This is a genomic window from Streptomyces tricolor (assembly GCF_002155905.1).
GTDB lineage: Bacteria > Actinomycetota > Actinomycetes > Streptomycetales > Streptomycetaceae > Streptomyces > Streptomyces tricolor.
In genome coordinates, this window is the sequence record NZ_MUMF01000477.1 from 1 (window position 1) to 8,378 (window position 8,378).

An 8,378-nucleotide genomic window follows, 5' to 3' on the forward strand; every position below is an offset into this window, starting at 1 on the left:
CCCGGAAGAGGGTGCGTGATGCATGCCCCACACACTCCGGCCGTCCGCCTGCCCATCGCCTCGGACGCGGACCTCGCGTGGGTGCGCCAGCAGGTGCGCCAGACCGCCGCGGACCTCGGCTTCAGCCTGGTCCAGCAGACGAAGCTGGTGACCGCGGCCAGCGAACTGGCCCGGAACACCCTCGTGCACGGCGGGGGCGGGCACGTGGACATCAGGACGCTGGCGGCCGGGCCCGCGCACGGACTGCGGCTGTCCTTCGTCGACACCGGCCCCGGCATCCGCGACGTCGAACGGGCCATGACCGACGGCTTCACCACCGGCGGCGGCCTGGGCATGGGCCTGAGCGGGGCCAAGCGGCTCGTGCAGGAGTTCGTCCTCGACAGCCGCCACGGCCACGGCACCACCGTCACCGTCACCGACTGGGCCTCCCACCTGCCCTCCCCCCGCGCGGGCGCGCCGTGAGCAGGGGGCCGGCCGTCCCCGTCCGCGACGGCACCCGGGTCCGGGAACCGTCCGGCACCCCCGCGGACCCCGTGCCCCGCGTGCGGAGCGCCTCGCCGCACCACGGGCCGGGCACCGGCGGCGTACCGGCGGCGCCGTCGGACGGTCGCGCCCGTGCGGCCGTACCGGCCCCCGACCCACCCGGCGGACCACCATGACCGCAGCCCCCGCCGTCCGGACCATCGCGTCGGTCGCCGACGCGGCACGGGCCCGGGCCGCCGTCGACCGCGTCGCCACGGACGGCGGGGTGCCGGCGGTGGACCGGGTCCGCTTCCGCACGGCGCTGACGGCCCGCCTGCGCCGCTGTCTCGGCCGGGGCGGCGCATGGGAACTGCGCATCCAGGTCCGGCCGGCCACCGCGGAGCAGGACGGCCGGGTCGACGTCTCGCTCCGGCCGGCCGGCCCGCGTCCGCCGGGCCCGGCCGGCGACGAGGCCGACGACGAGCCCTCGCTCACCTGCCCCCTCCCGCACCGGCCCGCCGAGGGCGGCCTTGGCGCCGGCCTGCCGCTGTCCGAGGCCCTCCTGCGGGCCGACGAGGACACCGCGGCCGTCCTGCGCCTCCTGGACGAGCGGGAGCACCTCCTGCGGCTGCACCGGGAGGAGCTGCACCAGACCAACCAGGGAGTGCTGGCGCTCCACGCCGACCTGGAGGCCGCGGCGCGGGCCCAGCGCGCCCTTCTCGACGCCGAGCGGGCGGCGCGCGCCGAGGCGGAGCGGGCGCGGCGCCTGCTGACCTTCCTGGGCGACGCCAGCGCCGCCGTCACGGCCTCCCTCAGCCACACCGCCATCCTGCGCTGCCTGTCCGCCCTGCTGGTACCGGAGTACGCGGAGCACGTGGACGTCTGGCTCTTCGACGAGGAGCACGAGGAGAAGGCGGAGGACGAGGAGGGCGGGGGCGAGCGCCCCCGTGCGGCACCGGGACCGCCCGGGCCCGGGCCCGAGCACCCGGCCGCCGCGGTGACCGCCGCCCGTACCGGCCGCCCCCAGCACGCGGCGCCCCACCCGGGCAACCTGCCCGGCGTCGACGACCTCCCGCCCGCCGCGCGCTCCCCGCGGCGCCCGCTGCTGGCCCTGCCGCTCGCGGCCCGCCGCCTGCTCGGCGTCCTCACGCTCACCGCCCCGGGCCCCCGCTTCGACGCGGACACCACCGTGATGCTGGTGGAACTGGCCCGCCGCGTCGGCATCGCCCTGGACAACGCCCGCCGTTACGAGCAGTACCGCGACACCGCCGAGACCCTGCAACGCGCCCAGCTCACCGACCTGCCCACCGTCCCGGGCCTGCTGCTGGCCGCCCGCTACCTCCCCGCCACCCGGGGACTGAACATCGGCGGCGACTGGTACGACGCCTTCCGCCAGCCCGACGGCAGCCTGCTGGCCGTCATAGGGGACGTCACCGGGCACGGGCTGCACGCCGCCGTCGTCATGGGCCGGCTGCGCACGGCACTGCGTGCCTACGCCGTAGCGGACGACGCCACCCCCGGCCGGGTCCTCACGCAGCTGCACCGCATGCTCCGGCACCTGCAACCCGGGCTGTACGCCACCGCGCTGATCGCCCGCATCCGGCCGGGCGGGCGCGAGGTGGTCTGGGCGTCGGCCGGTCACCCGCCCGCCGTCGTCCGCGACGACGCCGGCACCGTACGGGTGCTGGACGCGAAACCGGGGGTCATGCTGGGCGTCCCCGTGCCGTGCGCGTACCCCGACCACGTGGCCGGCCTGCCGCCCGGCTCGTCCCTGGTGCTGTACACCGACGGTCTGGTCGAACGCCGGGCGCGGGGCATCGACCCCGGCATCGAGCGGCTCGGCCGGGCGCTGGCCGCACTGAGCACCCTGGAGCTGGAGCAGGACCCGGACGCCGCCGCCGACGCCCTGCTCAAAACCCTCCTGTACGACTCCGAACGCGATGACGACGTCTGCCTGCTGCTGTGCCACGCGGAGGCCGGGCCGGAGCCGCGCGGGGAGGCGGCCCGGTCCGCCGGCCGGGCGGAGCCTGCTGCGGGCGGTGCCGCTCGCGGTAGCGTGGAGGTCATCAGGCGAGAGGGTGGACGCCGTGAAAGCCTCTGAACCGCTTCCGTCCGCGGAAGCCGTGCTGCGCGCGGCCCCGCCCCACGCGCTGGTCGCCACCGCCCGCCGGCTGCTCGCCGAGCGGGTCGGCGCCGAGGAGATGACGCTCCTGCTCGCGGACTACGGACTGACCGTCCTGCAACCGGTCTCCCACCTTCCGCACACCGGCCCCCCGGTGCCCGCCCACGACGGCCCGGCGGGCACCGCCTTCCTCAGCCAGAGCCCGGTGGTCGAAGTCCTCCGCGAGCCGGCCGGCCACCTGGTGCACCTGCCCATCACCGTGCGCGGCGACCGCCTCGGCGTCCTGTCCGTACGGCTGCCCGCGGGGGCCGCCGACCCGGACACCGTGCTCCGGCTCGGCGACTTCGCCACGGCCCTCGGCCACGAGGTGTCCACCGCCGACCGCGACACCGATCTCTATCACCTGGCGCGCCGTACCCGCCGCCTCACCCTCGCCGCCGAGATGCAGTGGCAGCTCCTGCCCGGCCGCGGCTGCGCCCGCGAGGAGTACGTCATCGGCGCCCACCTCGAACCCGCCTACGCCATCGGCGGTGACAACTTCGACTGGTCCACCGGCGCCGACCGCCTCGTCCTCACCGTCACCGACGGCATGGGGCAGGGCATCGACGCCTCCCTCCTCACCAGCCTCGCCGTCGGAGCGCTGCGCAACGCGCGCCGCGCCGGGGTCGGCCTCGCCGACCAGGCCTCCCTCGCCGACCAGGCCGTCTTCGCCCAGTACGGCGGCAAGGTGTACGCCTCCACGCTGCTGCTGGACTTCGACCTGGCCACCGGCGGGGTGCGCGCGGTCGACGCCGGCTCGCCGCAGCTGTTCCGGCAGCGCGCGGGCCGGACGGAACGGATCGAACTGGAGGCACAGCTGCCGCTCGGCATGTTCGAGGAGAGCCCCTACGACGAGCAGACGTTCCAGGTGGAGCCCGGCGACCGGCTCATCGCGGTCAGCACCGGGGTGCACGGCACCCGCTCCGCGGCGGGCGATCTCTTCGGCGAGCGGGCCCTGCGCCAGATTCTCAGTGCCACGCGCCCCGCGTCGCCGCACGAGACGGCACGCGCGGTCGTCGCCGGCCTGATCGAGCACTACGGCAGCAAGGACCTGACGTCCGACGCCGCGGTGGTCTGCCTGGACTGGAACGGCCGCCGCGGCTGACCCACCGCTGATCAGCCCGGTCAGGACGGTCAGGACGCACGGTCCTGAGCGGCCAGGAAGGCCCGCATGCCGCGGCGCAGCGCGTCCCGGTCGGCGGACTCCATGGCCGCGAGCACGGCGGCGAGCGCCCGCGACCTGCGGGACGCCACCTCGCCCAGCACCTGCCGGCCATGGCCCGTGAGGTTCAGCCGCACCTCGCGCCGCTTCTGCGGGTGCAGCTCCCGCTCCAGCAGACCGGCCGCCTCCAGCCGGTCGCACAGCCGGCTGGCCGTCGGCAGCCCTATCTCCATGCCCTCCGCCAGCGCCGTCAGGTTCAGCCCCGGCTCCGACTCCATGATCCGCAGGGCCCGCAACTGGTGCGGCGACAGACGCAGACTCGCCCCCTGGGCGGCGACGGACCACAGGTTCGCGAGACCGTCCGCGGCATCGGCGATCTCCAGCGCCAGGGACAGGGGATCGTCGCCCGGCCCGCTCGCCTGGTCGTCCCCGGAGCCACTGAGACGAGTCACGAACACATCGCTTTCAGTAAACGCCTGCCCATACGGATACCACTCTCATTCAAACGCGGTACCCGAAGAGCCGCCGAGCAAGCACCGCGGGCGGAGCCATCGTAGGAACCGGCGTCCGCTGCTGCGAACGTCCGGCGGCCTTCCAGGCCCCGCGGGAGCGGGGTCGGCGGGGTGAGGCGGAGGAAAGCGTCGTGTGCGAGGCGGCCCGCTAGTCGGTGGCGAGCAGGCCCGAACGCAGCCGGGCCAGGATGCGGGAGAGCAGACGCGAGATGTGCATCTGGGACACGCCCAGTTCCTCGCCGATCTGCGCCTGCGTCCTCTCCTCGACGAACTTCAGGTGGAGTATCCGCCGGTCCCGTTCGTCCAGCTCGGCGACGAGCGGGCCGAGGGCGTGGAAGTCCTCGACGAGCTCCAGCGCGGTGTCCTCCTCGCCTATGAACTCGCTGAGCGCGGCCTCGCCTTCGTCGGTGTCGCCGGTGACGGCGGCGTCGAGGGAGGCGGAGTGGTAGCCGTTCGCCGCGATCTGGGCCTCGACGACCTGCTCCTCCGTCAGGTTCATCAGGGCGGCCAGCTCGGAGACCCGGGGCGCGCGGCCCAGCCGGCTGCGCAGTTCCTCGTCGGCCTTGGTGAGTTCGGCGCGCGCCTCCTGCAGTCGGCGCGGCACGTGGACGGACCACGAGGTGTCGCGGAAGAACCGCTTGATCTCGCCGACGATGTACGGCACCGCGAAGCTGGTGAACTGGACCTCGCGGGAGACCTCGAACCGGTCGATCGCCTTGATCAGGCCGATCGTGCCGACCTGGACGACGTCCTCCATGTCCTGGCCGCTGTTGCGGAACCGGCGGGCGGCGAAGCGCACCAGCGACATGTTCATCTCGATGAGCGTGTTGCGGACGTACTGGTACTCGTGGGTGCCTTCCTCCAGTACGGCCAGCCGGTCCAGGAACGACCTGGTCAGCTCCCGCGCGTCCTGGGGGGCGATCTTCTGCGGGTCCGCGATCTGCGGCAGTTCCGTACCGGAGTGGGTCATCGCGCTGCCCAGCGCCGTCGTCATCCCAGGCCCTCCCTGCCGTCCCCGCCCGCTCCGGTGAGCGGGCCGTGAGAGCGCGGATACCCCGCCGGGCGCACAACATGCCTGCCGTCTCCCAGGCTTGCCGGGCCCGGCCGGGGGCAGGCGGAGAAGCACCGAAAGCACGCTGAGCACAACCCTGATCACGATCGGTGCCTTGTGTCAGGAGGTCGAGGGTGATGGTGATGTGGTGGGTCTGGCTGGTCGGCCTCGTCGCGCTGGCGGTGCTGCTGGCCGGGGCGGCGGTCGTCGTCCAGTCACGGCGCCGGTCCGGAACGGTGATCACGGTACGGCGCGGCCGTACCGGCGGCCGTGCCGGAGGCGCCCGGTGAACACGCTGGAGCTTGCCTCCGGGCTGTCCGGGCGGGTGGTGGTCACGCTCGGCGGTGAGGCGGTGGCGCAGGTCAAGGACGTCGTCTTCGACGGGCCGGCCGGACGGATCACCGGTTTCACCCTGAGCGGGCGCGGCCTGCTGGCCGGGCCGATGAAACGGAGCCTGCCCTTCTCCGGGGTGCACGCGATCGGGCCCAGCGCCGTGATGATCGCCGGCGAGACGGTCTTCGAGGACCGGGACGCCGTCGTGGGCCGCGGCGAGGCCGAGCACGGCAAGGTCCTGGGCGCGCCGGTGCTCACCGAACACGGCACCGGCATCGGCACGGTCGCGGACGTCGTGGTCGAGACGGGCGCGAGCGGGCGGGTGGTCGGGTTCGAGATCCTCGCCGAGGACCACCTCGACCGGCGGCACCGCAAGGTGTTCGTCCCCCGCGGCGAGGCCCTGGCCGTCTCCGGCGAGGCGCTCGTCGTACCCGCTCACGCGCAGCACTTCGTCGCCGACGACCTGCCGAGTTTCGCCGCGCAGGCCGAGGCGTTCCTCACCCACACCCGTCGGCCCGGCGGAGGACGACCCTCATGATGCTCTTCTCCCGCACCATCGGTCTGCCGGTGATCACCGGCGACGACGCCACCTCCCTGGGCACGGTCCGCGACCTGACCCTCGACGCAGCCGGCGCCGTCGTCGCGGGGGTGCGGCTGTCCGGGGGCCCGGACCGCACGGACGCGCTGCCCTGGACCGCCGTGGCGGCGGTGGGTCCCGACGCGCTGATCGTCCGCTCCCGGCACGCCGCCGACCCGGAGCAGACCCCGCTGCCCGCGCATCACAGCCCGCTCGGCAGCCGCGTGCTGACCGATCTCGGAACCGAGCACGGCACCGTGCAGGACATCGCCTTCGACGCCGCGTCCGGACGCGTCCTCACCCTCTACACGGCCCTCGGCGACATCCCCGGCGCGCGGCTGCTGGGCCTCGGCTCCTACGCCCTGGTGGTCCGCGCGCAGCCGTAGCCGCCGCGCGGAGCAGTAGCCGCCGCGCGGAGCGCGGAGAACCCCCGGGTCGCTGACCCGGGGGTTCCGTATGGAGTTTTTCGGTCTCGTGCTGGCGTTTTCCAGACGCAGCAAGCGCTAACTCTTGGCAAATGCACCCAACATCGGTCGACAATGCTCAAACCGTGGGGCTGGAGTCACTGAGTGATGCCGCTGAGCACACCACTCACGTTCATGACCTCGTGGCACCCCTGCGACCGACGGCCGTTCGCCGGTGTGCCGGGCTTCTCGCAGGTCACTTCGACGGTCACGGTGTCGTTCTCAGGGACCTTGATGGGGGTCACCCAGTGGTAGTCCTGGTTGCGGAAGGTCTCCAGCGCGATCGTGGTGATCTTGCGGTCGCCGAACGTGATCGTCAGCAGCCCTTCGTCGCCCTGGAAGTTGGCGACGACGATGTCCGTCACCCCGAAGACGCTGCCCTTGGGCACCCGGTAGGTACCGGTCTTGGTCTCGCCGCCGGACGTCTGCACGTCGATGGTGTGCGCACTCTGCAGGCCGCCGCCGAGCGCGGTGCCGTCCCCGGGTGCGGTGCCCTCGCCGCCCGTTCCGGGCGCGGCGCCCGTGCCTCCGCCGCCGGGCTGGGTGCCCGCACCCGTGCCGGTGCCGTTCCGGGCGCCGGTCCCCGGAGTCTGCCCGGCCCCCTCCTGCTCCCCGGCGGGCGCGGGACGCGGCTGGACCGCCTCGTTGGCCGCTTCCTTGGCGGCGCTGCGCACCGCGGGACGCACCAGGGTGAACCAGGCGAGCAGCAGCGCGAGCAGCGCCGCGAGCACCACGAGCAGCCACCGGGGAAAGATCGGGATCTGGACGAACTCGGCGTCCAGCGGCGCCCGGACGGCGGACTCCTCCGGCCGCGGCTCGTCCCGTTCCCCGGTGTCGGTGGTGTCCACGGTGAACGGCCACACCACCGGGGTGCCGAACCACACCGGCTTGCCCGTGCGGACCCGCAGGCCGACCTCCGCCGACTCGCCGGGCTCCAGCTTCCGCTTGTCCGGGCTGAAGGCGAACCCCAGCTCCTCGCCCGGCTGGCCGGCGGTGAAGCCGACCTCCACCGGCGCGTTGCCCTGGTTGCGCACCGCCAGCCGATAGCGTCCGCGCAGCCAGCCGCGGCGCCGGCGCGGGGCCAGCTCGGTCCGCAGCTCGCGGAACTCGCCGATGTGCACGGTGGTTTCGAGGACCCGCACCGACTCGGGGTGCTCGGCCGGCAGGACCCGTACGCCGAGGGGCACCGCACCGGCCCGGACCTCCGGCGAGCGCGGTGGCTCCAGCCGGACCGTCACCGTCTCGGAGGTGCCGGGGTAGAGGGAGACCCGCGCGGGTTCCACGGTGGCCCAGGAGGCGCAGTCCCCGACGACCTCCAGGCTGTACGCCTCGACGATGTCGCTGTCGTTGCGGACGGTCAGACCGGTCGTGGCGGTGTCCCCCGGCGCCACGGTCACTTCCGGCATGTCGAGGCCGGGCGCACCGGGACTGGAAGAGGCTGCGGAAGGCGTCACGCCAGCACGGTAGGACCGCGCCCGGAAGCGTCACGAGAAGCGCGAGGGCAACGTCCGGGCAGCCGCGCTGCCCCGGTGGTCACACCCCGCCTTCCACCCCCGCTCCGTCCCCGTACCCGCTCCACCACCCGACTCACGGAACAGACACGCCTTATGCCTAGCGCACAGAACACCGCTCCCGACACCACCGCCACCACCTCCC

General features: G+C 74.2%; 9 protein-coding genes. 6 read left to right on the forward strand and 3 right to left on the reverse strand.

Annotated features, from left to right (window positions below):
* Positions 1–18: 18 nt before the first annotated feature.
* The 3 genes from CCN44_RS30300 (at position 19) to CCN44_RS30310 (ending at position 3,728) form a co-directional block, all read left to right on the forward strand.
* Complete coding sequence (locus CCN44_RS30300) at positions 19–462, forward strand: ATP-binding protein (RefSeq protein WP_059250164.1); 444 nt, start codon at positions 19–21, stop codon at positions 460–462.
* Positions 463–655: 193 nt separating this feature from the next.
* Positions 656–2,563: a PP2C family protein-serine/threonine phosphatase gene (locus tag CCN44_RS30305; protein WP_086701168.1), complete on the forward strand. Its 1,908-nt coding sequence runs from the start codon at positions 656–658 to the stop codon at positions 2,561–2,563.
* Complete coding sequence (locus CCN44_RS30310) at positions 2,541–3,728, forward strand: PP2C family protein-serine/threonine phosphatase (RefSeq protein ID WP_086701171.1); 1,188 nt, start codon at positions 2,541–2,543, stop codon at positions 3,726–3,728. Before CCN44_RS30305 ends, CCN44_RS30310 begins: the two co-directional genes overlap by 23 nt.
* Before the next feature lie 29 nt (positions 3,729–3,757).
* Here the strand turns inward: CCN44_RS30310 and CCN44_RS30315 are convergent, their stop codons facing one another.
* Both CCN44_RS30315 and CCN44_RS30320 read right to left on the reverse strand, forming a co-directional pair.
* Entirely contained in the window at positions 3,758–4,237 is a 480-nt protein-coding gene (locus CCN44_RS30315; RefSeq protein WP_086701174.1) for a MarR family winged helix-turn-helix transcriptional regulator, read from the reverse strand.
* Positions 4,238–4,445: 208 nt separating this feature from the next.
* Positions 4,446–5,291 (reverse strand): RNA polymerase sigma factor SigF, encoded by an 846-nt coding sequence (locus CCN44_RS30320; RefSeq protein WP_059250167.1) that lies wholly within the window; start codon positions 5,289–5,291, stop codon positions 4,446–4,448.
* A 194-nt stretch (positions 5,292–5,485) separates the two neighbouring features.
* Between CCN44_RS30320 and CCN44_RS44590 the strand changes: the two genes are divergently transcribed.
* From CCN44_RS44590 to CCN44_RS30330, 3 genes are read left to right on the forward strand one after another with little or no spacing between them, the layout of a single operon-like run.
* Complete coding sequence (locus CCN44_RS44590; RefSeq protein WP_158103171.1) at positions 5,486–5,638, forward strand: hypothetical protein; 153 nt, start codon at positions 5,486–5,488, stop codon at positions 5,636–5,638.
* A complete protein-coding gene (locus tag CCN44_RS30325) occupies positions 5,635–6,219 on the forward strand; it encodes a PRC-barrel domain-containing protein (RefSeq protein ID WP_059250168.1) in 585 nt (194 codons plus the stop codon). Before CCN44_RS44590 ends, CCN44_RS30325 begins: the two co-directional genes overlap by 4 nt.
* Positions 6,216–6,644 (forward strand): PRC-barrel domain-containing protein, encoded by a 429-nt coding sequence (locus CCN44_RS30330; RefSeq protein WP_059250169.1) that lies wholly within the window; start codon positions 6,216–6,218, stop codon positions 6,642–6,644. Before CCN44_RS30325 ends, CCN44_RS30330 begins: the two co-directional genes overlap by 4 nt.
* A 176-nt stretch (positions 6,645–6,820) precedes the next feature.
* On the opposite strand, the gene CCN44_RS30335 is transcribed toward CCN44_RS30330, so the two are convergent.
* Positions 6,821–8,128: a COG1470 family protein gene (locus CCN44_RS30335; protein ID WP_059250170.1), complete on the reverse strand. Its 1,308-nt coding sequence runs from the start codon at positions 8,126–8,128 to the stop codon at positions 6,821–6,823.
* Positions 8,129–8,378 lie beyond the last annotated feature (250 nt).